We start from the raw sequence: 20,727 nt of genomic DNA, 5'->3' as shown, positions 1-20,727 counted from the left end.
GCCCGGTTCACTCCTTACATATGGCTTGATTTCATCATATGCAGGCTCGTCTTTTTATAGAACGATCTCGTCCATCGCTCAAGCAAAAGAAAAAAACCTAGCAAATGATTTGCTAGGTTTTCAAGTTAATTTGGACTTTTGAAGGTCACTGTGACGACTTTATCTGAAATCTCCGCTCCACTTTTCACACTTTGTTTGACAGCATATCCCTGTCCATTTGTTTCAATATGCACACCTGAAATAGACGCATATTGAAGAACTTCCCTTCTGGACCAGCCTGTCATATCAGGCATTTTAATGGTTTTCCCTGCTGTTTTCAAAAAGACTTTCTGGCTTTCAGAGAATTCAGAGCCCGCATTTGGCCATTGGCGTTTAATGGATAGACCGTCACCAATGACAACAGGTGATAACTTTTTGTTTTTTGCTTCTGTTTCTGCCTGTTTCACTTCTAAATCTAGGAATGACGGCATTGTTTCTTGTTTTATTTTCTGTTTGCCAGATTTTTTATCGTCTGTTTTTGTTGGTGCGATATTTAAATAGAGCAAACTATTTTTCATCACAGGGTTAAAGATTTCTGAAACAGGGGCAGAGCCTGTTTGTGTTTCAGATAGCTGAGGCTGTTGGACAGCCACATAAACGAGCAGCTTCGGATCATCTTTTGGTGCCATTCCCATAAATGAAAAGACGTAATCGTTTCTCCCTTGAAGGTAGCCGCCAGCACCGCCAATTTGTCCTGTACCTGTTTTCCCAGCGACATCAAAACCTTTGATTTGATATGGCTGTCCTGTGCCAATTTTTGAGGAAACGACCTCACCTAAAATGTCACGGACTTGCTTCGCTGTATCAGAAGAAATTGGTTTTCCTGCTACTGTTGGTTCGTGCTGTAAAATTGTTTTGTTTGTGTTCGGGTCTGTAATATGATCGATTACATATGGTTTCATCATCGTTCCACCGTTTGCAATGGCTGTCGCCGCTTCAATTTGCTGAATTGGGGTAATCGCGGACGCCTGACCATAAGCAGTCGATGCTTTGTCATATTCGTATCTGAAATTGATTTTACTAGACGCTTCGTTCGGCAAGTCTATGCCTGTTTTGTCATAGAAATGGAATTTTTGCAAGTATTGTTCGTAGCGTGTGAAACCTAGCTTTTCTTTTGCCAGTTTCGCAAAAGCTACGTTTGAAGAACGTAGAACACCTTCATGAAAATCAATTTTCCCCCAGCCATTTCCGTTGTTATGGTCTCTTACAAGACCGCCGCCTACTTTATAAGTACCAGACTGATACTTGTCACTGCCTTGGTACACTCCTTCTTGGATAGCAGCAGCGAGTGTAAAAATTTTCATTGTTGAACCTGGTTCAAATGCGTAAGAAATGACATCGTTGTTATAGTTCGTAATGTCGAGTTCATTTAAATTAAAGCTTGGCCGCTGTCCCATTGCAAGAACTCTTCCAGTTTTCGGATCAACGACTGTCGCAATGATTTTCTTCGGCTTATATTTTTTAGCGACCTGCGTCATACTTTCTTCAAGAAATGCTTGAATTTTTTGGTCGATGGTCAGTGTGACGTTTTTCCCGTCTTTCGGGGCAACGATGTCTTCTTTACTATTCGGAAGTGCCCATCCGCTTCTGTCGCTGTTATATGTTACATAGCCATCTTTTTCTTTCAGATATTTATTCAGAGCCTTTTCTAGACCCATTGCGCCTGACATGTCCTTCGTTGCTTCATCTAATCTAGCGTAACCGATTAAGTTCGAAGCAAACATGCCGTTTGGATAATACCTCTTTGTGTCTTTTTCAAAGGCGATCCCAGGAAGTTTTAGCTTTTCAATTTTTTCCTTTGTTGAAAAACTAATATCCTTTCCGGCTTTACCAAACTCAACTTGGAACGCATCTTTTGTATTCAGACGCTTTAAAATTTCACTCTCACTCATATCAATGACTTTTGACAGCTCTTTTGCTGTCTTTTCTTTGTCAACGACATGCATCGGATGCTTTGGATCGACCGTCATTTTCTTGCTCATGATCGCAATCAGCTTATACACAGATGTATCTTCCGCAATCACATTTCCGTTTCTGTCTAAAATGGACCCTCTTTTGGCTTCAAGTGTTTTTTTCGATTGATATTGTTCATTGGCTTTTGCAGCTAACACTTGTCCATCGACGGTTCCCGTAATCTGAATATAAATAAAACGTGCAAGGATGATAAAGAAAAACAGGGCGAAGCAAATACTCGCAATTGCCGCGCCTCTGTTCATCATTTTATTCTTTTTAGGCATCGCCATGTTAATCGACCTTCTTAACATCTTTCGATATGCTTAAGCCCGCTTTTTTAGCGGCTTCAATGATTCTCTCTGGTTCACTTAGTAAGTCTTTTTCCTTTTGCAGTTCAGTGATCTTTTTCGATTCTAAAGACACTTGCTGTTCTAGCTTCTGCACTTCGATATTTGCGTGATAAACAGCAAAGGCTTTAGAAATGATGAGGATCGAGCTGCACATGAGAGCCATGACAAACATGACAAGTAAGATTTTTTCACCAAGTGTAATAGAACCTCTTCTTCTAATAACAACCGATTGACCTTGCTGCTCGGTTTGATGTTGCTTTACTTCTCTTTGGTAAGCCAAATTACTCATAAGAAACCTCCTTTTTATCATCATCTATGGTGTCGTTTACTTTTTTTCTGCAATTCGGAGCTTCGCTGAACGGGCACGGTTGTTATATTCCAGCTCTTGTTCTGATGCAACGATTGGTTTTCTCGTGATCAGCTTCAGTTTTGGTTCAAGTCCTTCTGGAATCACTGGTAGTCCGTGCGGAAGTTCTGGAAGAGAAGACATTTCTTTAAATGTACTTTTACAAATCCGATCTTCAAGTGAATGGAATGTAATGACAGAAATTCTCCCCTTCGGATTGAGTAACTCTATTGCTTGTTCTAGTGCTTCTTCAAATACTTTCAATTCGTCATTTACGGCAATTCGGATCGCTTGAAACACTCTTTTCGCTGGATGTCCGCCTTTTCGTCTTGCAGGTGCGGGAATTCCTTCTTTAATAATGTCGACAAGCTCACCTGTTGTTTCAATTGGCGCTTTTTTTCTGGCTTCTTCAATTTTGCGTGCGATTTGCTTGCTGAATTTTTCTTCCCCATATTTGTAGAAAATCCGAACTAGATCTTCAAATGGCCATTCATTCACCACTTGTTTTGCCGACAAAGCAGCGGTTTGATCCATTCGCATGTCAAGAGGTGCATCATGGTGATAACTAAAGCCTCTCTCTGGTGTGTCAAGCTGAGGTGATGAAACCCCAAGATCAAAAATCACACCGTCTACGCTTGTAATTCCTTGTTCATTCAGACGTTCTTTTAAATATCGGAAGTTGCTTTTTATGAAAAGAATGTTCGCTTTAACATGTGCGAGCTTCTCTCGTGCATGATCCAGTGCAGCATCGTCTTGGTCAAACCCAATCAATGTACCTTTTTCTGATAATTGAGATAGTAAATATGAGCTATGACCTGCGCCGCCTAGCGTGCAGTCCACATATGTACCGTCTTCTTTGACGTTTAAACCGTCAACTGTTTCTTTTAATAATACTGTCTCATGTTGAAACATGATGATATGGTCCCACCTTTTTCAAATAGAAATGAATGTGTAGAAAGCTTGCTGCACAAGGGATTATTATATATCAAATCCAATCATGTTTTCAGCAATTTCAGCAAAAGAATCTTCTTGCTCTTCTGTATATTGTTCCCAGATCGACTTACTCCACAACTCAATTCGATTTGAAACGCCGATGACCACACATTCTTTTTCGAGTTTTGCATATTGGAGTAGGTTGGATGCGATGTTAATGCGCCCCTGCTTGTCCAGATCACATTCAACTGCGCCGGAGAAGAAGAACCGGGTAAACGCACGTGCATCTTTTTTCGTTAGCGGCAATGCTTTGAGTTTCTCTTCAATTAGTTTCCACTCACTCATAGGGTAGCCAAATAAACATTGATCAAGCCCTCTCGTCAGCACAAACTGTTCTCCGAGACCGTCTCTAAATTTAGCAGGGATGATCATGCGCCCTTTTGTATCAATCGTATGTTGGTATTCACCCATGAACATGATATCAGAGCCCCACTTTCTCACCCATACTCTCCACTATCCACCACTTCTCTCCACAAAACTTATTTTACACTGTTTCCACATAAAAAAAAACCCTGAACTAGTCAGGGTTCATTAAAACTTTATTTCAAAGTTTGACAATTTGTTGCTTGTTTTGAAATGAAAATGGCAGATTTTTGAACGTTTTGAAGAATTCTGGACCATATTTGTTTAAAAAGTACATGATATTCCAAATTCTTTCTTGTGGTGCTTCGAGTGGTTTTAAACTATTTTCAATCCGTTCAAAATCTCGAAGGATGTATCCTTCCTTCTCTTCCACACGATTTGCAACCTTTTGATAAACAAATTGAAGCTGGTCTTCTATAAATTTGGCATTTTTATCTAATAGCTGTTCAAAGCTTGGTTCGATCTCTAGCGCTTCTTGTCTCATTGCCTCATGAACATTCGCTAATTCACGTTTGGCATGTTGAACTGATTGAACGAAGCTGTCTGGAAGACTTTGCTGAAAGTGCGCATCCTTCTTTTCTTTCACGCCTTTTGTCAGCACTTCTTCAACCGACAATTCTCTTATCGGCAGCTTCTTATCAATGTGCCGTTCAAGAATGGTGACGTGCAGTCTTGGAAGAACGGGTGCCATTTTGACATCGAAGTACTCGAAGATGCCTTTCAGCTCACCCCAATAGTTCACTTCACCGTGTCCAGCCATAAAAGCAAGCGTTGGAAGAAGGGTTTCCTGCATCAATGGACGTGTCACCACATTATTGCTAAACCGCTCTGGGTGCTCCTCGACTTCCTGCAAAAGCTCATCTTTTGTCCAAGTAAGCCCCACTTCAGATATAGAAAATTGGCCATTCTCTTTTTCAATGAGGAAACGTTCATCATCATATTCGTAAAACAAGTTGGCTTGATGGTCACCAGCTTCAATAATCGGCTGATACCCCGCTTGTTTCATGGCAGCCTGCGTGTTATTTAAGCGAGCCACGATCGCATCACTCGACTCCACAATTTGCTTGAATAACGTACGTTCAAGTGGCTTCACGCCGAAGTCTCCTGAATTCAATAACAGGAGTCCATCTTCTTCAAATAGATCGCAAACAATCCACTCAAAGAAATCAGTAAACGTTTCTGATTTGCGTAAACATCGAAGAAGCTGATCAAACAAGTCATTGGTGTAAGCAGATTCCTCATAGGTTGAAAATACATCACGAAGCCATCTCTCTGTTTTCTCTTGGTGGAGGGGTGTTCTTTTCGCAGCTGTTTTTTTCACATGATGTAATGGAAGCTTTTGTTTGACTGGGCCTTTTTCGCCAGACGTGTACACAAAGTTAATTTCGTCTACATCGTGATCTTCACCCGCTACCCAAAAGACCGGAATAACAGGAACGCCAAGCTCTGATTCTTTTTCTTTGGCAAACTGAATAATGGAAATGATTTTATGTATTGTATAAAGCGGACCTGCCAGTAAGCCTGCCTGCTGTCCTCCAACCACCATGACGCTCCGTTCATCACGGATCTTCTCAATATTCTCACGCATCGCAGCCGAATCAAATTTTGCATGATATGCGCTCATATAATCCGCTAAAGCCTCGCGCGGGAAGCTCCTTTCCATGAGATCGTCGTATCTCTTTTTCCATGTGTGCTCAGAATGTATATCATAATCAAAAAAAGCAGTCATCTCTTTTTTTTCTTCTATATAATCACGTATGAATAAATTCTGACTTCGGATGGAAAGTTCAGTCAATTGCATGTTTAGAACTTCCTTTCTTCAATAAATAGTTAGTTTCCCGAAAAAGTATAGCATGTAAATGAGCTCACTCAAAAGATTTTGTTTGCTTTTTTTCCAATACTTCCAAGCTTCTATTCAAGAAAGTGAGGAATGGCGGCGTCATCCCTTGACCTTGAGCTTTTTTTAAAAGGTAGCCAATGATTGCTTTTCTTTCAGTTTGGCGGCCTTTGACGATATCTTGCAGCATCGACGATTGATTGGCAGCCGTTTGATGGCAAATCGATTTCACATGAGCCCATAGACGATCTTTTTCAGGCAACCGTAGAATGGAAACCGCTTCTTCAAATGCACATGTCATCATATGTTCATATGATGGGTTCGATACCAATTCCCCATTATTCACATGTAATAAAGCCGTCAACGGATTAATACACACATTGACGAGCAGTTTTTCCTCCAGTATCTTTTTCCATTCATCTGTATAAATCATTTGAAAATCGTCCGATGACAATCCATTACTCATAGGTCCTTTTTCCTCATGCAGAAATGCTCCCCACTTGATGACACCAATTCCTGTATGCTTCACTGCGCGATCAGACACCTTCATTGCGCCATGCTCTACTACACCAATATATAACTGATGTGCCGCTTTCCAGTTCTTTAAATCGAATAAGTGGGCCATTCCGTTCTGCAAAAATAAGATCCGCTGACGAGGCAGTCCTGATAATTCCCCTAGAACATCTTGCAGGTGATGATACTTCACTGTCACAATCAGCAAATCAAATATTCCTTTGACTCCCGTATCGGCCTCAACAGCTGATTGAATGGTTTCCCCTCTTACCATTCGTTCAATGCCTAATGCTCGAATTTCTTCTGCCTGCTGTTTCCTTCTTGTAAAGACGGTGATGTCATGATGCTCTGATAAATAACTGGCACAAAGCAGACCAATCGCACCACCGCCAATGATTCCAATTTTCAATTGCCGCACTTCCCTTTTTCTGTTTACTTCATGTTATCAACTATTTTACCAGTTTCGTGCTACGATGCAAAAAGCAGATAACGCGCTATGATTGAATTTTTTTAATTAAAAAACTATAATAATAAGTGTAAAAACTTTTTTAGGCGGATGGGATGAAAACGCCTTCAATGACATCACTGTCGACATTATGTGTGTAAGGGGGAAGATCACATGACACAAGTAAAACGTCTTCTGATTAACTACAAAACATTAGAGGAATTTAAACAATTTAAGGAATATGGCATACAAGAACTTTCCATGCTTGAAGACCTAGAAAGTAATATGATTGAAAATGACAGCAACTCTCCATTTTATGGGATTTACTTTGGAGATAAGCTTGTGGCACGTATGAGCCTCTATCAAGTAGATGGCTCGACGACGACGTATTTTGACCATAATCATGATTATCTAGAGCTGTGGAAGCTAGAAGTGCTGCCAGGATATCAGCGTAAAGGATACGGCGAAGCGCTTGTTGATTTCGCAAAATCTTTCGGCCTTCCAATTCGAACGAATCCACGCGTCAAATCTGCCGGTTTTTGGGATAAAATGGGCTTTGAAGCGGTGAAATATGATATGGAACGCGATAAAGGAGAAAACCCACTCATTTGGGAGCCTGCACATATTCAAAAGAACACAGGTGAGTCCGCTTAATCATTTTAATCAATAAGAAAACGCCCCTCTTTCCATCTGTGAGGGGCGTTTTCTTATTTTGCGTAATCTTTTAAGCTGATATTCTGTTTGACTCTTTCAACAATACCAATAAGTGCCCGGTAATCTTCTTCTGTCATTTTTAATTGACGCTTCAGCTGTTCATTTTCTTCGGTGAGTGATTTTAATTGATGCTGTGCATCTTTAAGCTCCTCCCGTAAATAAGCTGGACCAGATGGTTCTTTCTCAAGCTGCTCTAGAAACCGAATTACTTCTCGAAGCGTCAGTTCAGTCTGATCAGAAGATGCCTTCTCCTCTATGGTGAACGCATGCTGCGGTAAACCCGAAGAATGGATACCAATTTTTTTACGCAGTTCTTTTCGCTGTTTTTTGGCAAGCTCAATGCCTGCCTGGTACTGCTTTCTGACGTAAGAATTCCACCTGAATCCACATGCTGCTGCTGTTCTTGACAATGCTTTTCCAACCTCTTCAAATGCTGAAAGCTGGGTACCGCCATCTCGGATATGCCTTAAGACAACTTCTGCTAAAAGTAAATCTTCATCTTGTGTCCATGCGTCCTGCCGTGTAATCGTCAACTCATCATCCCCCCTGAATCTGAATACCACATCATATGCGCTTACTAGAGTAGATAGACTATTTGCAGGAGAGAAACCTAAAAAATAGATCAATAAAAAAACGCAAGGGAAGATTCCCTCACGTTTTTTTATCAAGCATTAGTTGCTTTTTACGTCTTTGCCTTTGTATGTTCCGCAAGATTTGCAGACACGATGAGAAATTTTCATTTCACCGCATTCTGGGCAAGCTACCATACCAGGTACTTGTAGTTTGAAATGCGTACGACGCAATCTTTTTTTCATTTTAGAAGTTCTTCTAAAAGGTACAGCCATTATTCCCACCTCCTTAAAGAGTTAAGATTCATTATTTTCTTCTAAGAGCTTCTTCAAGCCTTCCAGACGAGGATCAATTCGGTTTTGATGTGCATCTTCCGAAATGACCGCCCAGTCATTCCCTTCCTGTGGTGCAGCACCTTTTACGTCAGCTTGGTCGCAAAAGATTTGCATGGGCACTTCAAGAAGAATTTCTTCCTTGACTATAGGCGTTAAGTCGATGATATCGTCTTCTACAACAGATACGTCTTCATCTTCTATATCGTCTGTCTTATGAAGTACAAATAGTTCTTTTGTTGAAATCGCAAATGGATAATTTACATCAACAAGCGTTCTTGAACAAGGCAATGTCATTTCACCTGTGATGGTTAAATCAAATGCGACTTGCTTTGATTCGATCACTCCAGTCCCTTTCACCTCTACTGGTGAAATACGACGTATATCTGAATGAAGGCTAGTAAGTTCATTTAAGTCAACCGTCTCATGAAAATCGAAGCTGTTTTTAGCTTTTTGATGTAACTGATAAACTGTCCATTTCAATTGTATCACCTCTAAGAGCAACAAACATGATTATAGCTTTCATCATGCTATTTGTCAATATTTTTTCTTTACAGTCCTTCATGACGTCAAAGGGCTGTTTGACATCAGTTCTCGGAATGCCTAAACTGAAAAAAATGGTCTTCATTTTTCCCTTATGCTACTGTAGCACAGACCATTTAACCATAGCAAGAAAGGCGGAACATCTATTGAAAGCAGTGGGAGTCGTTGTCGAGTACAATCCATTTCATTATGGGCATGCCTATCATGTGAATCAGGCGAAAAAACAAACCTCCTCAGATGTTGCCATTGCCGTCATGAGCGGTTCTTTCCTCCAGCGCGGGGAGCCTGCCATCGTTTCAAAATGGGCACGTACAAAAATGGCACTGCAAAACGGTGTAGACATTGTGTGTGAGCTTCCATACATATATGCCGTACAAAAGGCAGAAACCTTCGCCAATGGCGCTGTGTCCATCCTCGATGCATTAAAATGCCATTCTCTTTTTTTCGGCAGTGAGGATGGAGAGATCAAAGCATTTGAGCGCACAGCACACGCTTGGCATGAAAAAAAGGCAGAGATTGACCTTTTAACAAAAGAAAAGGTGAAAGAAGGTCTTAGTTATCCCGCAGCAGCAGCAGGTGCGTTTCAAGAGGCCATTCATTCTGAACACTTACTGGATTTGTCCAAACCAAATAACATTTTAGGCTTTCATTATGTTAAAGCCATCTTAGAGAGAGCTCCTCACATGCAGCCTTTTACGTCTCAAAGAATTGCATCTGATTATCATGATGAAGAACTACCTGACAACCAAAAAATCGCAAGCGCCACAAGTATCCGAAAAGCTTTAAAAGAACAGAGCTCATTTCAAGCAGTCACGCCCTACCTCCCGGACGCTACTTTAAAGCAATTACACGACTATCATTCTTCATATGGTCTTTTACATACGCAAGAAGCCTATTTTCGCTTTCTGAAACATGTTTTTCATACAATGGATACGAGTGAACTAGAGGGCATCTATGAAATTGAAGAAGGCATTGAACACCGCATGCAAAAAGCCATGACACATGCGTCTTCCTACGAGGAGTATCTATCACTTGTCAAAACAAAACGATATACGTGGACAAGGTTACAGCGGATGAATACGCATCTATTAATGAACGTGAAGAAAATGACGATGCACGAGCTGCTTGAAGAGAAAAAAGCGCCCTATATTCGTTTACTTGGAATGACAAGGAAAGGACAACAGTACCTGTCTCTTGTAAAAAAAGAGTTGGATGTACCACTTGTGAGTAAACTGTCTTCCTTTTCACATCCCGCCCTTGATCTTGATATTCGCGCTTCAAGGGTGTTCAGCCTTCCCATCTGTGAACCCATGCAAACAGAATTAACGAAAGCAGAGTTTAAAACATCACCGATTCGATATGATGAAGAGAGCGGGCTCTTTTCATCTCGATAGAAAAAAAGCAGCCTGATTTGCAGGCTGCTACTCCAGATTGTTGACAAAGGGCTAAAATGAACTTTATTTTAGCCCTTTGTCTTCTTTTCAGCGTGATAGAAAACCTTTGTAGTGTAGGAAGGACGAGTACCGGAGCGAATTTGACATTCATGAGCACCGGCACGCAGAACTGACACCGAATGCGAGGGTTTATCTACACGCTAGAGCAGCATGATCGCAGGCTGCTCTTTTTATGATGCTTTCTCTTTTAATTTGTTTAAATAGTTTAGTGCGTCCTGCATGGTATCCACAGGAACGATTTTCATATCACTTTTAATATCTTTTGCTGTTTTGACTGCATTTTTGTAGTCAGAGTTTGGGTCACCTTTATCATTCGGTGCAAAGAAGATGTCTTTTCCTGCTTTGTCTGCTGCAACAACCTTTTGATCAATTCCGCCAATTGGTCCGACTGTACCATCTGCATCAATCGTTCCAGTCCCTGCGATCGCATAGCCATGTGTTTCATCTTCTTTTGTCAACTGATTGTAAATTTCAAGTGACATCATTAAACCAGCCGATGGACCGCCGATGTTTTCGATGTCCACTTTCACAGAAGGAGACACTTTCACATGACGGTCTGTAAATAATGATACGCCAATTCCCACTCGTTTTGGCTCTTCTTTAAATGGTTTTAACGTCACGTTCTGCGTGATTTCTTTGCCATTACGTTCAAGTACAAAACGGACAGCAGTGCCTGCTTTTTTACTGCTAATATACGAAACCATTTTATCTGCTGACTCATATGTACGGCCGTCGACGCTTTTGATCTTATCGCCAACTTCAATCTTCCCATATGCAGGCATTCCTTTCATCACATAGCTCGCATATACCCCATTAAACGTATAATCTACTTTTTTCCCCGCTTTTGTATAAGCGGCAATCATCGCATTTTCTTGAGAACTTTTCATGAGCTGCAGCTGCCGTTTCATATAATCCTCATCAGACTCTCCGTCCGCTTTAATATTTTCTTCTGGAACGATTTCGTCATACTTGTTCATTTTTGCAAGCAAATACGTATATGGATTGGCTGGACCTACTTTAATGGTCATAAGAGAAAAGCTGCCCTTCTCGCCATATCCTCCGTCTACTTGAATGTGTGGCGCAATTTCTGTTGCATCACCTGGCTTTGTGACGTAATAGGGCAGTTTCACAAAAGTTAAGCCAAATAAGACTAGAACAACAGCAAAAAAGCTGAGCCAGCGAATATTTAATTTTTTCATTCGATTAACACTCCCATTTATCAATGACATCTTTCAGTTTTTCTCTTAGTTGGTCGGCGGCGAGTTCACCTGCTTCAATCATTTCTTGAACCTGTGTAAACGCACTAGAGCTAAAGGTCTCGAGCTTCGGCCGAATCATGAGATCTGCATGAATGGTTTGGTGACGAACCAATTCATTTTGAAGGATGTCCAAACTTTGCATAATGACATCCGATAATCTCGTTGCCTTTTCTGTTTTTTTCACCCTTGATACATCAGAGGCGATAATGAGATCTGCCCCCATTTCTTTCAGAACAGAGACAGGAATGCGGTCCACTACCGCTCCATCCACCAATTGCCTGCCGCCTATTTCATGCGGAACAAACACACCCGGAATGCTAATGCTTGCCCTGACTGCTTGTGAGACAGACCCTTCTTTGAACACAACCTTCTCCCCTGTCTGAAGGTCACAGGCAACAATCGCAAGAGGCACGCGCATTTCTTCAATATTCTTCCCATATGTAAACGTGTGAATCAGCTGCAAAATTCGATTTCCTTTTAACAGACCGATTTTTGGCAGTGTATAGTCAGCATAATACTTTCTTCTGAAGACAAGTGCAAGTTTTTTCATTTTTTCTACGTCTTGTCCTGCCGCATAAAAGCTCCCCACAAGAGCACCAATACTGCTTCCTGCGATCATATCCACCTGAATTCCTTGTTTCTCAAGACTAGATAAAACCCCGATATGCGCCATCCCTCTGGCACCCCCGGAGCCCAGCGCAAGCCCGATAATCGGTCGTTTCATGAATCCACCCTCCTCTTTCTATGCATATATACGAATCTATAGGTCTAAACATGCCCCTTCTCATCGTATAGTAATAGAAGACAGGCTCGGCTAGCATCTCTTTTTCTTTAATCACGAGCTCGCCAATAGATTATAACGGCAAGGGGCGACATCTCCATGAAAAAATGGAACACTCTGTTCATCGCTGCTTTTTTTATCTTTTTAACAGCCACTGTGATAACACATCCACAAGCCTCTTTGCAAGCATCAAAAAATGGACTTGCAATGTGGTGGGAAGTGGTTTTTCCATCGCTGCTACCTTTTTTTATTTTGTCCGAGCTATTAATCAGTTTCGGGATTGTCAGATTTGTCGGCGTATTATTAGAGCCATTTATGCGGCCTATCTTTCGGGTGCCTGGTGTCGGCGGATTTGTATTAGCGATGGGAATGGCCTCTGGTTTTCCTTCTGGCGCTAAATTGACGACAAGACTTCGGCAGGAAGGACAGCTGACAAGAATTGAAGCAGAACGCCTTGTGTCATTTACCAATTCTTCAAACCCTTTGTTCATTTTTGGAGCAGTAGCTGTAGGATTTTTTCATCACCCAGCTTTAGGCATTGTGTTAGCCTGTGCACATTATTTAGGAAATCTCGCGGTTGGGGTGACGATGCGTGGATATAAAGCACGTCATGATGCGCACCTCAGAAGCCGAAAAGGATTTTTATTGCCTCCAATTCGAGAAGCATTCAGCGCTCTTCATACGGCAAGACTCGCAGAAAAAAGACCACTTGGCCAAATATTAAGTGACGCTGTCATGTCATCTGTTCAAACGCTCTTTATGATTGGCGGCTTTATCATTTTATTTTCTGTCTTTAGTCAAATGCTCGCTGTTGTGCATGTAACAGATCTTCTCTCTATCGGGATCGGTTATATACTGAAAACGATGCATCTTCCGCCAGAATTAGATCTAGCCATGATTGCGGGTCTATTTGAAATCACATTAGGAAGTCAACTCACAGGGTCACAAGAGGTTTCCCTGCTCGCTAAAACGATTGTGGTCAGCTTTATTTTAGGATTTAGCGGATTCTCCGTTCAAGCTCAGGTAGCCGGCATTTTGGCAGCAACCGATATACGTTTTAAACCGTTTTTCTTGGCCCGTTTGCTTCACGGTATTTACGCAGCCGTCTTTGCCTTTTTGTTATTCAAACCCCTTTACGTCTCTAAAGCAGACATGGCGCTTCCAGCAGGGGCATTTGAAGCAAGCGAGCAAGTCGTGATGTTTAGCAGCGTGTTATGGAATCAGCTTGTATCTGCTGGTCCCCTCATCACCTTGTTCAGTCTGATCGTGTATATTGCGCTCTATTATCAGAAATTAAAAAATGGATGAGTGCACAGTGCACTCATCCATTAAATTTTTCTTTCAGCGCAGCTTCGACCTCTTGCGGTACAAGCTCTTTGACTGATCCATGATACTTCGCTACTTCTTTAACAATGCTTGAACTTAAGAAGGAGTATTGATTATTCGTCATCATAAAGAACGTTTCAATGTCATCATTCAACACTTTGTTCATTGATGTCCCTTGCATCTCGTATTCAAAGTCCGTCACCGCTCTAAGTCCGCGTAAAATGACTTTCGCCTCTTTTTGTTTCGCATAATCAACGAGCAGTCCATGAAAGGATTCCACTTTGATATTCGGCAGCTCCTTTGTTGCTTGACGAATGAGTTCACACCGCTCTTCAACAGTAAACAACGGCTTTTTTGATGAGTTATTGAGGACGCACACATATACTTCATCAAAAATCTTTGCCCCTCTTTTGATAATATCCAAATGGCCCAATGTGACTGGATCGAAGCTACCCGGACAAACGGCTATATTCCCCATGCTTTAATTTCCCCGCTTTCTATAGATCGTAATGCCAGTCATTCCGTACATTTCCTGCCTTGAGATATGTAGCTGTCCTGCTTCCTCTGGCAGTGTCACATCTTTATCGTGCTCACACACAATGACACCATCATCTGCTAATAAGGAATGCTCATCAATCGTATCAAGAAGTGCTTTCAACTTTTGATCTTTATACGGCGGATCAAGGAAGATGGCTTGAAAAGATTCTTCTCGCTTCACTACAGCAGCGAGTGCACGGTTTGCATCATTTCGAAACACTTCACTTTGATCCATCAGCGACAATTGATTCAAGTTGCCTTTAATCGTCTGAATCGCCTTCATATCTCGATCCACAAAAATACAATGATCGAACCCTCTAGAAAGCGCTTCAATACCTAAACCACCACTTCCAGCAAATAAATCAAGGGCCCATCCCCCATCAAAATACGGTCCAATCATATTAAAAATGGATTCTTTTACTTTATCTGTTGTTGGTCTTGTTGATTGGCCGGGTACGGCTTTCAGCGTGCGGCCTTTTTTTGTTCCAGAAATCACTCTCATTTTTCCACCACTTTTTCTGCTTGCATCTATTGAATATTGTTTGATGACAAAAAATTCAACATTATCTTACCATATCCACTCCACATGGGACAATGCACTGAATTCCATTCATTTTCTATGTATAGATCACAAAAGAGAGGGTCATACTACTGTTAACAGCATCTGATGTGGTGCTGTTGCCAACCGCGGAGAAGACTTACGTTTCCCCATAAGTTCTTCCTCCGGTTTCTCCTCTCCCTTTGCCTTCTCCTTAATGAATCATTAAGAATAGAAGGACCCCGCGGGTGATGCCGCGGGGGTTTTTTTGTGTCTTTAAAAGCCCACCTTATAGTCATACTCTTTTGCTTTGTCCAATTTCGATTCGTACTCTAATTTAATAAAAGGTTTATAGGAAGGCTCAACACGTTTCACAAATGGCAATGAACTGAGCTTTGCCATGTGGCGCTCAAGATCATTCATATCACAATAAATCACTGCATATTTCATTTTCCTTGAAATATAGTGAACATTCCCAAATTTCCTTAGCGCTTTTGACTGCTTTAACGAATGCAGCCAAACGACCATCCCTTGACGTTTGGTATCCATCTTTTCACCTGCCGCTTTTCAATTCTTTCCGTTCATTATGTAAAAGACGAGACGTTCAAGTCTCGTCAAGATACTTTACAGCCACAGCTGCCTCCTGATCCACAGCCACCGCCGCATGATGATAGACCATCAAAATATGGGTTCCCTGTTGGAACTTTAATATATGCTGATACAGCTTGACCGATTTCAATACTAATCTCATCTAAGATGGATTGAATCGCTGTTTCTGCTTTTTTGAAATCAACCACTGTATCGTGAAGATCTAGCTTTCTTTTGACCTCACGCATTTCTTTTGAGATCGTTCTATAGTCCGGATGGTATTTGCCGAACCGCTGCACATCTTCATATTGCTCTTTTACTTTTGTAAAATGGGCAATAATTTGTTGGGCTTCTTCGTCTTGCTGGAGACGCTTAAAGCAGTTGCGGTAATGTTCAGCCTCCTCCGACTGAAGAATCATGGCAGCCAATTGATTTGCTTCCTCTTGGAGCTCCACAGATTCGATTGTCGCATACATAAATGTTGCACCTCCAATTCATAGTTTACCACGAAACCTATGGATCAGAAAATGCTTTTACGTGACAAATACATCCCACGTCTCTCTTTTCTGCTTATATTCAGGGTGACGAGAATTTAGCACAACGGTCATTTTATGCTTTCCTTTTGAAAGGTGCTTGACCACAAACGCCGCAGTATACTCATTGCCTGCCCGTTTCCCGTCTACATACACAGTAAAATACCCCGCCTTCTTATCCTTTTTCAAGGGTGAAGGTTCAAGGTGAAAATCTTGAAGTGTACTTTCTATATACACAACAGATCCCTGCACTTTGTATTTTAAAAAGCCTTGCTGCTTCATTTCACTTTGCGTCTGCTGCATGACTGGTACTGCTGGTTCTTGCCTAGTTACTTGCTCTTGATCATGTTGACTTTGACATCCGGTGAGAAGAAAAAGCAATGCGCATATTGACAGCATCCATTTCATGTTCTGATTCTCCTTTCGTCTACTTTCATAGGATGCTCATGAAATAGACATCTTAATCAACTCAAAAAAAGCCTCACCCGGCTCCATTTTGATTGCGCATTGCTTGGAACATCTGAATCATCATTTCAGCCATTTGGACACTATTGCTCAACTGGCTCACACGATGAGGAATGGTTTTTTCGTAAAAATTCATTTTATCTAATTCAAATGAAGTGACATTTTCAGGATGCCGCGTTAACTGTCTATACCAGAGTGGGCGCTGCCTGATGAATTTGATTCGATCCTCTTCGGCCATGACAAACTCTTGTACTTCTCTCCGCACCAAAAGCATCCCCTTTCAATTAATCTTTCCTGAAGGAGAATGGGTGCTGGCTGCCTCCAGATGAACCCTTCTTTGAGCCATTTGATGAAAATTGACCGAGTAAGCTTTGTAAAGAGGAAATAGACTGGCTCATTTTATTAATTTGTTCATTCATTTGATCAGCGTCCATTTTTTTCACTGCAGAAACCATTTTAGACATAAAATCTGCTTTTCCCGGTTCACTTTGCTTAGCGGCTTTTTCTTCTTTTGCTTCTTCCTTTTGTGTTTGCCGGTAAGGAGACCACATATCATCTTCCTCACCAAACATGACCCAATTCTCGTATAAACTTTGCCAGCTTTTTTCTTGCGTCTGCACTTCTTGGATTAATTTCGGATGGCGTCTGACGAACTGTTTAAATTCATCAATGGATGTTTGCTTTTGCTTATTTGTCATATCCTCACCCCCCATACAAATGCCTACTATACTATATACATCTGGATCTATTTTGGTGAGCCCTTTTCATAAAAAAACAGCCGCCATCTGTGCGCAGCTGTTTAGAGGATTAAGACGTTTTCTTAATGAAGTTTTGTGTATAGTACTTTTCTTTCACACCAACGCCAAGGTGCGTGTAATCTTGATTTAACAATGCCTTCCGGTGACCTTCGCTATTCAGCCAGCCTTCTACAGCTGCAGGGCCATCAACATAATTATACGCAATGTTTTCCCCCGCAAGCTGAAATGCGACCTCTCCTCTTTCTAACCGGTCTTTCAGCGTGCCGTATTTTTTAGATTCATGGGAGAAATAATGATGATCTTTCATGTCCTCACTATGCATGAATGCCACTTCAGAGGTTTCATCGTCCCACTTTAAGGTCGGTAGTTTGTACTTATGGCGGATAATATTGGTCATATCAAAAATTTGTTTTTGACTCGACGCTTCAATATCCTTCCACTTTTCGCCTGATATCGCCTCAGGTTCAATTAATTGACCTCGATAAACGACTTCATACGGCTTTTGTTTGACAAATGTATCTGCGTTAAAGGCTCTAATGCTCGAAAGAGTGCTTTCAAACTTATCCATGTAGAGCTGGACATACACATCATCTCCCACTTTCACCGTCGGCCTGGTATTCATATCATCTTCTGAGAATTCAAAGCGATATGAATTTCCCTCGTCCTCTACATGAATGTAAGGAGCGATTTGTGTTTTTTTAAATACTTCACTTGTGGCTTGACCGATTTTAAACGGCTCAACATTCAGCCCATCCCCTGTCGCAAACAAGGTCACCACTTTACTGTCCTTTACCCCTACTTGAATATAGTGTTTTTTCGATTGATTGTATATCCACCAGTCATAATCATATGCGGAAGGATCAATGCGATCTGGTTCCCCTAGCTGTTTAAGCACTTCGTTTGAAGACTTCCCCATAAAGGACATGAGACCTTTTTTCGGAATGTTGATCGGCTTATCGCTAGATGTTTCTTCATTAGACACCTTCGGCTCATTGCTGTTTTCTTTTTCTGGTGAAGATCCATATTGAATAAACAGAACGTACGTTCCAGATATAATCAGGAGGATGAAGAGTGTTTTCAGCACAGTTTTCAAATAAACACCTCCGTTAAATTGGCAAGGTACAAAAAGTACCTTCTACTGTCATTTAAACAAAACTTGCTCCATTTATCAACGACAATACAGCCTATTTAACACGAATTTAAAATATGCCCCTCCTAATGAAGAAATCCTTGGCCATGATCCTGGTCTTGTTGAGAGATTTCCGTCAGAGCATCACCTGCACGATCGTTTGATAAATCTTCAACTGATAAATCCCCAAGGGCTACGATTCCTGTTAGTGCCCCGTTTTTGACAACCGGGATACGACGGAGCTGATGTTCTGACATCAACCGGACAATTTCTTCTAGGGTTGCATCTTCTTCAGCTGTCAATACTTCCTTCGTCATGATGGCACCAACCTCTTGTGAGTTCGGCTTTTTCTCAGCAATACCTCTAAGTACAAGGTCGCGGTCTGTGACAATACCAACAAGCTGATCCCCATCGACTACTGGGATGGCACCAATGTCAGCATCTTTCATTTTGACTGCCGCTTCATACGCATTGTCGTCCTTTTGCAACGTCACTACTTTTTTCGTCATGATATCTTTGATTTTTTTCGTTTTCACGTTGATTCCTCCATCCGTTATTTTCTTTATTACTGTAACCAGCTTATAAAAGAACATACCTTTCACAGTTGAAAGTTTAACGCTTTCATACTATGATTGTCAGTAAAGGGAATTTTTATAAGGAGGGGTTTTGGGTGAAGTTTGAAGGTACGGGGATTGAAAAGGTATCAGCTGACTTAAATAAATTGGATTTCATTATGGAAAGTGAAGGATTTGTACGAGCCGATCAATGGGATTATGAGCGTGTGACGTACGACAGGAAGTATAACATGGTAGAGGGGACGTTTTACTTACGGATCTCTGGCTACGCCACTGAGGGAGATGTCGGCTCCAAAAAAGCCCACATCCAGCTGCTGACACCTTTACTTGGAAAACACTATTATCCGCATGGTGTTGAATATGGAGAAGGCGAAGATTTCCCTAAATCTCTTATTCAATCCAGCAAAAAAACGCTGAACCAATTGAAAGAAAAACTAGAAGCGATAACTGCTGAAGCATAAAAGAAGACAAAGGGCTAAAATAAAGTTCATTTTAGCCCTTTGCCAACAATCTGGAAGCACAGCCCCTGCGGCTGTGCTTTTCATTTATTCATATTTCGGAATGAGCGCATCTGGTACGGCATCTTTCGCTCTTTCTTTTCTTGCCCAGTCAAAGAAGACAACAGCAAGAATCGATCCGTATACAATCTCTTGAATGATTTTCATCAAAATAGCACCTAGTTGCTGATCTTCTAGCAGCGGCAATGTATGAAACATGTCAGGTCCCGTAAGCGCAAGACCAGCAAGCATATCACTCGGTACGCATAGGTGCAGTGCTTGTATCCATGCCCCAGCATCTGAATAAGTGGCATAGATAGGCGCTTCACTAAACATAATGAGTGCGCAGGCAGGTGTCATTAAAATCCCATCTGCCATAATATACCCAAGCTTTAAAATGCCTGTAATCTGCGGCTGACTTTGCACTTTATGGACAAGCGGCCACCACATGAAAAAGGCAGCGATAAAAATCACAACCGTCATCAATGCGTGATAAAACGGATCTGTTTTGACAAAATCGAACACAAGCGGAATATGATACAGCGAAAACAACCCGTTAAATCCGAGCAAGGCAATCAACGGCTTAGAAAACAAGCGGAAAATCGGCTGAATGCACCGTGTTTGAATGATCCGCTCCCAAATCGCCGCAGGTAAACCTGTAATAAGAAGCGGCGGGATGACCAAATAGAGCACTGCCATTTGCGCCATATGCGCACTGAACATAATATGCCCCATTAAATCAATTGGGCTCCCCTTCACTGCATAAAGCAACACAAGCCCCGTGAGAAACAGCGTTTTCTCTTTCACCGTCGCACGGTGCTTTCCCTTCGTCACGAGAAGCAGATAAAAAGCGGCTGCTACTACAATACATGTCAAATAGTAAGGACTCCATAATGCACGAAATCCAAATATCTCTAAGTTTTCCATTGCTGCGCCTCCTTCAAGGGCAAAGCGAGCTTACCACCAAATAATGGTCAAAAAGGCTAAAACGGTAATAAACGCGACAAACACACCTGAGTAAAGAAACAACGCGGGTGTTTCATGCCCTTTTTGGTTCATGTGCATAAAATAATAAAGCTGAAAAGCCACCTGAATCACTGCAAGCAGTAAAATAAAAGGGACAGCGAACCAATTTCCGACGTCTTCAGAGGCGATTGTTAAAAAGGCAACAAACGTTAAACCAATCATCAAGCCGAAAGAAATGAGCTGATGCTTCATTTCTTCGGCATTTTTCTTTTTCCGATAGACAAGATCGACTTTGGACTGATTTGTGTTTTTATTTCCCATTC

General features: G+C 41.5%; 26 protein-coding genes. 4 read left to right on the top strand and 22 right to left on the bottom strand.

What is annotated here, in order from left to right; translation table 11 throughout:
* Positions 1 to 125 precede the first annotated feature (125 nt).
* The 6 genes from MHI41_RS07380 to MHI41_RS07355 all read right to left on the bottom strand — a co-directional run bounded on the left by MHI41_RS07380 (position 126) and on the right by MHI41_RS07355 (position 6,803).
* Complete coding sequence (locus tag MHI41_RS07380) at positions 126 to 2,276, bottom strand: penicillin-binding protein (RefSeq protein ID WP_024720306.1); 2,151 nt, start codon at positions 2,274 to 2,276, stop codon at positions 126 to 128.
* 7 nt (positions 2,277 to 2,283) lie between these two features.
* Positions 2,284 to 2,631: a cell division protein FtsL gene (ftsL, locus tag MHI41_RS07375; RefSeq protein WP_008344998.1), complete on the bottom strand. Its 348-nt coding sequence runs from the start codon at positions 2,629 to 2,631 to the stop codon at positions 2,284 to 2,286.
* Between the two features lie 36 nt (positions 2,632 to 2,667).
* A complete protein-coding gene (gene rsmH / locus MHI41_RS07370) occupies positions 2,668 to 3,600 on the bottom strand; it encodes a 16S rRNA (cytosine(1402)-N(4))-methyltransferase RsmH (protein ID WP_007499781.1) in 933 nt (310 codons plus the stop codon).
* Between the two features lie 66 nt (positions 3,601 to 3,666).
* Positions 3,667 to 4,098: a division/cell wall cluster transcriptional repressor MraZ gene (gene mraZ / locus MHI41_RS07365; protein ID WP_003211163.1), complete on the bottom strand. Its 432-nt coding sequence runs from the start codon at positions 4,096 to 4,098 to the stop codon at positions 3,667 to 3,669.
* Between the two features lie 127 nt (positions 4,099 to 4,225).
* On the bottom strand, positions 4,226 to 5,845 hold the full coding sequence (bshC, locus tag MHI41_RS07360; RefSeq protein ID WP_282833599.1) for a bacillithiol biosynthesis cysteine-adding enzyme BshC: 1,620 nt from the start codon (positions 5,843 to 5,845) through the stop codon (positions 4,226 to 4,228).
* A gap of 64 nt (positions 5,846 to 5,909) precedes the next feature.
* On the bottom strand, positions 5,910 to 6,803 hold the full coding sequence (locus MHI41_RS07355) for a 2-dehydropantoate 2-reductase (protein WP_282833598.1): 894 nt from the start codon (positions 6,801 to 6,803) through the stop codon (positions 5,910 to 5,912).
* A 210-nt stretch (positions 6,804 to 7,013) separates the two neighbouring features.
* Here MHI41_RS07355 and MHI41_RS07350 point away from each other — a divergent pair, with 210 nt between their 5' ends.
* Positions 7,014 to 7,493 (top strand): N-acetyltransferase, encoded by a 480-nt coding sequence (locus MHI41_RS07350; protein ID WP_007499784.1) that lies wholly within the window; start codon positions 7,014 to 7,016, stop codon positions 7,491 to 7,493.
* A gap of 53 nt (positions 7,494 to 7,546) precedes the next feature.
* On the opposite strand, the gene gerR is transcribed toward MHI41_RS07350, so the two are convergent.
* From gerR to MHI41_RS07335, 3 genes are all read right to left on the bottom strand, one after another.
* Entirely contained in the window at positions 7,547 to 8,086 is a 540-nt protein-coding gene (gene gerR / locus MHI41_RS07345; RefSeq protein ID WP_017359370.1) for a sporulation-specific transcriptional regulator GerR, read from the bottom strand.
* 138 nt (positions 8,087 to 8,224) lie between these two features.
* Positions 8,225 to 8,398 carry a 50S ribosomal protein L32 gene (gene rpmF, locus MHI41_RS07340; protein ID WP_008354700.1) on the bottom strand — a complete coding sequence of 58 codons (174 nt, stop codon included), beginning with the start codon at positions 8,396 to 8,398 and terminating at the stop codon, positions 8,225 to 8,227.
* 21 nt (positions 8,399 to 8,419) lie between these two features.
* Positions 8,420 to 8,938 (bottom strand): DUF177 domain-containing protein, encoded by a 519-nt coding sequence (locus MHI41_RS07335; RefSeq protein WP_008345010.1) that lies wholly within the window; start codon positions 8,936 to 8,938, stop codon positions 8,420 to 8,422.
* A gap of 26 nt (positions 8,939 to 8,964) precedes the next feature.
* On the opposite strand from MHI41_RS07335, the gene MHI41_RS07330 reads away from it, so the two are divergent.
* Positions 8,965 to 10,392: a nucleotidyltransferase gene (locus MHI41_RS07330; RefSeq protein ID WP_342494678.1), complete on the top strand. Its 1,428-nt coding sequence runs from the start codon at positions 8,965 to 8,967 to the stop codon at positions 10,390 to 10,392.
* Between the two features lie 230 nt (positions 10,393 to 10,622).
* On the opposite strand, the gene MHI41_RS07325 is transcribed toward MHI41_RS07330, so the two are convergent.
* The gene (locus tag MHI41_RS07325; RefSeq protein WP_317329108.1) at positions 10,623 to 11,651 is read right to left on the bottom strand and encodes a SepM family pheromone-processing serine protease; all 1,029 of its coding nucleotides are present in this window, start codon (positions 11,649 to 11,651) and stop codon (positions 10,623 to 10,625) included.
* Positions 11,652 to 11,655: 4 nt separating this feature from the next.
* A complete protein-coding gene (locus tag MHI41_RS07320; RefSeq protein ID WP_008345016.1) occupies positions 11,656 to 12,435 on the bottom strand; it encodes a patatin-like phospholipase family protein in 780 nt (259 codons plus the stop codon).
* Between the two features lie 156 nt (positions 12,436 to 12,591).
* Between MHI41_RS07320 and ylbJ the strand changes: the two genes are divergently transcribed.
* Positions 12,592 to 13,800 (top strand): sporulation integral membrane protein YlbJ, encoded by a 1,209-nt coding sequence (gene ylbJ / locus MHI41_RS07315; RefSeq protein WP_008345019.1) that lies wholly within the window; start codon positions 12,592 to 12,594, stop codon positions 13,798 to 13,800.
* A 13-nt stretch (positions 13,801 to 13,813) separates the two neighbouring features.
* Here the strand turns inward: ylbJ and coaD are convergent, their stop codons facing one another.
* From coaD to MHI41_RS07270, 9 genes are all read right to left on the bottom strand, one after another.
* The gene (coaD, locus tag MHI41_RS07310) at positions 13,814 to 14,296 is read right to left on the bottom strand and encodes a pantetheine-phosphate adenylyltransferase (RefSeq protein WP_007499803.1); all 483 of its coding nucleotides are present in this window, start codon (positions 14,294 to 14,296) and stop codon (positions 13,814 to 13,816) included.
* Positions 14,297 to 14,299: 3 nt separating this feature from the next.
* The gene (gene rsmD, locus MHI41_RS07305) at positions 14,300 to 14,857 is read right to left on the bottom strand and encodes a 16S rRNA (guanine(966)-N(2))-methyltransferase RsmD (RefSeq protein WP_007499805.1); all 558 of its coding nucleotides are present in this window, start codon (positions 14,855 to 14,857) and stop codon (positions 14,300 to 14,302) included.
* Positions 14,858 to 15,169: 312 nt separating this feature from the next.
* Positions 15,170 to 15,442, bottom strand: coding sequence for a YlbG family protein (locus tag MHI41_RS07300; protein WP_008345023.1), 273 nt, complete (start codon positions 15,440 to 15,442; stop codon positions 15,170 to 15,172).
* A gap of 65 nt (positions 15,443 to 15,507) precedes the next feature.
* Positions 15,508 to 15,957, bottom strand: coding sequence for a YlbF family regulator (locus MHI41_RS07295; RefSeq protein ID WP_007499807.1), 450 nt, complete (start codon positions 15,955 to 15,957; stop codon positions 15,508 to 15,510).
* A 57-nt stretch (positions 15,958 to 16,014) separates the two neighbouring features.
* Positions 16,015 to 16,422, bottom strand: coding sequence for a hypothetical protein (locus MHI41_RS07290; RefSeq protein WP_007499810.1), 408 nt, complete (start codon positions 16,420 to 16,422; stop codon positions 16,015 to 16,017).
* Between the two features lie 73 nt (positions 16,423 to 16,495).
* The gene (locus MHI41_RS07285; RefSeq protein ID WP_017359376.1) at positions 16,496 to 16,744 is read right to left on the bottom strand and encodes a YlbE-like family protein; all 249 of its coding nucleotides are present in this window, start codon (positions 16,742 to 16,744) and stop codon (positions 16,496 to 16,498) included.
* A gap of 19 nt (positions 16,745 to 16,763) precedes the next feature.
* Positions 16,764 to 17,177, bottom strand: coding sequence for a YlbD family protein (locus tag MHI41_RS07280; RefSeq protein WP_017367184.1), 414 nt, complete (start codon positions 17,175 to 17,177; stop codon positions 16,764 to 16,766).
* A gap of 109 nt (positions 17,178 to 17,286) precedes the next feature.
* On the bottom strand, positions 17,287 to 18,330 hold the full coding sequence (locus MHI41_RS07275; RefSeq protein WP_008345031.1) for a CAP domain-containing protein: 1,044 nt from the start codon (positions 18,328 to 18,330) through the stop codon (positions 17,287 to 17,289).
* Positions 18,331 to 18,452: 122 nt separating this feature from the next.
* Positions 18,453 to 18,875, bottom strand: a complete 423-nt coding sequence (locus MHI41_RS07270) for a CBS domain-containing protein (RefSeq protein WP_034646433.1) — start codon at positions 18,873 to 18,875, stop codon at positions 18,453 to 18,455.
* Positions 18,876 to 19,036: 161 nt separating this feature from the next.
* On the opposite strand from MHI41_RS07270, the gene MHI41_RS07265 reads away from it, so the two are divergent.
* On the top strand, positions 19,037 to 19,402 hold the full coding sequence (locus MHI41_RS07265) for a YugN family protein (RefSeq protein WP_008345035.1): 366 nt from the start codon (positions 19,037 to 19,039) through the stop codon (positions 19,400 to 19,402).
* Positions 19,403 to 19,486: 84 nt separating this feature from the next.
* Here MHI41_RS07265 and ctaG read toward each other — a convergent pair whose 3' ends face one another.
* Together ctaG and ctaF are read right to left on the bottom strand one after the other, a co-directional pair.
* Complete coding sequence (gene ctaG / locus MHI41_RS07260; protein ID WP_281201369.1) at positions 19,487 to 20,365, bottom strand: cytochrome c oxidase assembly factor CtaG; 879 nt, start codon at positions 20,363 to 20,365, stop codon at positions 19,487 to 19,489.
* A 30-nt stretch (positions 20,366 to 20,395) separates the two neighbouring features.
* Entirely contained in the window at positions 20,396 to 20,725 is a 330-nt protein-coding gene (gene ctaF, locus MHI41_RS07255) for a cytochrome c oxidase subunit IVB (RefSeq protein ID WP_003211520.1), read from the bottom strand.
* Between the last annotated feature and the right edge of the window lie 2 nt (positions 20,726 to 20,727).

This window comes from Bacillus sp. FSL M7-0307 (assembly GCF_038627835.1).
Taxonomy (GTDB): domain Bacteria; phylum Bacillota; class Bacilli; order Bacillales; family Bacillaceae; genus Bacillus; species Bacillus altitudinis.
The sequence above is the reverse complement of the archived record's forward strand: the minus strand, read 5'-3'. Positions and strand labels throughout refer to the sequence as shown.